A 2363-nucleotide genomic window follows, 5' to 3' on the forward strand; every position below is an offset into this window, starting at 1 on the left:
GCCGACGAGGGCGAGCACCGCGTCGGCCACCCGGGCCCGGCCGCGCCCGTCGACGGTGGCCCAGGCGCGGCCGGCCAGGGCCGCCCGGCGCTCGGGGGAGTCGAGCAGGGCGCGCAGCGTCCGCGCGGCCTCGGCCCGGGCCGCCCGGCCGGGCAACCCGGCGGCGGCCAGCGTGGGCAGCTCGCCGAGGCCGGCCACGATCCGCGCGTCCACCACCCGGCGGTACGACTCGCGCTGGTTGTCCACCACGCACACCAGCGCGGCCGGCGCGCCGAGGCAGCACAGCTCCCAGGTGGACGTGCCTGCCGCGCTGACCACCAGGTCGGCGGCGGCGACCAGGGCGGGCAGGCTGTCGGTGGGCGGGACGGGCCGCACCGCCTGCCCCCGCCCCGGGGCCAGCGCCGCCAGGTCCGCCTCGACGTCGGCGCGACCGACGACCACGGTCAGGTTCATCGGGTGCCCGGTGGACAGCAGCACCCGGGCCAGCACCGGGGCAGCCCCGAACGCGTCGGTGCCGCCGAAGAAGGCCAGCACCCGGGGTCGGGGCGTCCGCGTCGGCGGGCGGGGAGCCGCCGGCCGCGCGGCCACCACGGCGTCGCGCAGCAGGGGGTACGCCGTCCCGGCGAGCAGCCGGCCGGGCAGCGGCCCGTGCGTCGCACCGAGGTTCTGGTCCAGGTACACGTCGGCGTCCTGCCCCCGGGTGTCACCGTCGACGACGGCGAGGGTCACCACCCCGGCCGCGCGCAGCGCGCCCGCCCCGGCCGGGTCCAGCTCGTACGAGTCGAGCACCATCACGTCGAGGCCGTGCCGGCGGGCCGCCGCGACGAGGTCGTCGGGGCGCTCCGGGCCGGGATGCAGTGGGATGCCCCGGTCGGCGAGCTGCCGGGCAGCCCAGCCGACCCCCTCGACGGTGCCGAAGAAGTCGACCCGGTGGCCCCGGGCGAGAAACTCCTCGGCCAGGGCGAGGCAGCGCACCAGGTGCCCGACCCCCCGGGTCGGCCCGGCGTCGCAGCGAACCCCGACGCGTACCGTGCTCAGGACTCCTCCAGCCGCTTCTGCCGCACCGAGGCGTTCAGGGCACGCAGGGCCGGTTGGCCCGCCAGCCAGTCGGCGAGCTTGGCCAGCGGGACGCTGACGTCGCCGAAGTGGTCGGTGACCGCCCTGACCAGCGCCCAGTCCTGCTCGGTGTCGAGGGTGAGCCGAAGGGCCGACCGGTCGGGGGTGAGCGTCACCCCGAGCACCCGGAACAGCTCCGGATGGGTGTACGCGTACGAGGTTACGTGCACCCGGTGGTGGTCGGCGGCGATCCGGTGCAGCGTACGCAGCGTGTCGGCCCGGATGATCTCCACGTCGAGCCCGCGCGGCAAAGTACGGGCGATGGAGGTGCTCGCGTAGTCCAGCCCCGGCACGGCCCGGTACACGTCGGCGACCAGCCGGACGATCTCCGGGTCGAGCAGCGGGCAGTCGGCGGTGAACCGCATGACCGCGTCGCCGGGGTGCGCGTCCAGCGCGCCGACAAACCGGTCGAGCACGTCGTCGACGGAGCCCCGGTGGCAGGCAACGCCGAGCCGGGCGCACTCGGCGACCACGGCGTCGTCGACGGCGTCGGTGCTCGTGGCCACGACCAGGTCGGCGAGCACCCCGCCGTCGGCGGCGGCCCGGACCACCCGGCCCAGCACCGAGCGCCCGGCCAGCGGGCGCAGCACCTTGCCGGGCAGTCGCGACGACCCCATCCGGGCCTGCACGATTCCCACGATCCGCGTCACCGCTGCTCCTCCTCGCCGTGCCGGGGTGCGAGGACGTCCTTGGCCCGTCGCTTCGCCGCGCGGGCGCCCCGCTTCGCCAGCCGGGCCGGCGTGATCGCCAGCCGGCCGACCCGGTAGCTCAGCGAGCCGCTGAGCAGGTTGATGGTGGCGTCGGCCCGGCGCAGCGCCCGCTCCCGGGAGGTGAGCAGCTCCTCCGTCCAGCGCAGCAGGGCCGCCAGCCGGGTCAGCTCGTCCTTCTGCCGCAGCCACGCCTCGCGTAGCTGCTGGTGGCTGTCCAGGCCCGGCGGGGGCGCGGTGGGCTCGACCGCGCGCAGCTCGTCGGCGAGGGCGACGCGGTCGGCGCCGTCCAGCCCGCGCAGCGCGGCGGTGACCGCCACCTCCGCGTCGACGGCCGCCGTCACCGTCGCCCGGTCCAGGTCGCGGCCGGCGGTGCCGGCCAGCACCACGGTCAGCCCGGCCACGTCGAGGGTGGACGGCCAGGGGTGGGCGTACCCGCCGGTGGCCAGGGCGGCGGCGAACCCCCACAGGCCCCGGGCCAGCGTCACGTCCACCGGCCACGGGTCGCTGGCCCGCCAGCTCGGGTCGAGCACCGCGAAG

At 77.6% G+C, this 2363-nt stretch carries 2 protein-coding genes and 1 pseudogene; all 3 read right to left on the reverse strand.

Annotated features, from left to right (window positions below; translation table 11 throughout):
• Positions 1-1038, reverse strand: a 1038-nt coding sequence (locus MCAG_RS33905; RefSeq protein WP_036377933.1) for a PseG/SpsG family protein, incomplete at its 3' end; no start/stop codon positions are given.
• A complete protein-coding gene (locus MCAG_RS24200) occupies positions 1035-1766 on the reverse strand; it encodes a cytidylyltransferase domain-containing protein (protein WP_036375036.1) in 732 nt (243 codons plus the stop codon). The genes MCAG_RS33905 and MCAG_RS24200, both read right to left, overlap by 4 nt.
• A pseudogene (locus tag MCAG_RS24205) lies at positions 1763-2363 on the reverse strand (class I SAM-dependent methyltransferase); the annotation flags it as partial. The pseudogene MCAG_RS24205 and the gene MCAG_RS24200, both read right to left, overlap by 4 nt.

Origin of the sequence: Micromonospora sp. ATCC 39149 (assembly GCF_000158815.1) — a bacterium.
Taxonomy (GTDB): Bacteria; Actinomycetota; Actinomycetes; order Mycobacteriales; family Micromonosporaceae; genus Micromonospora.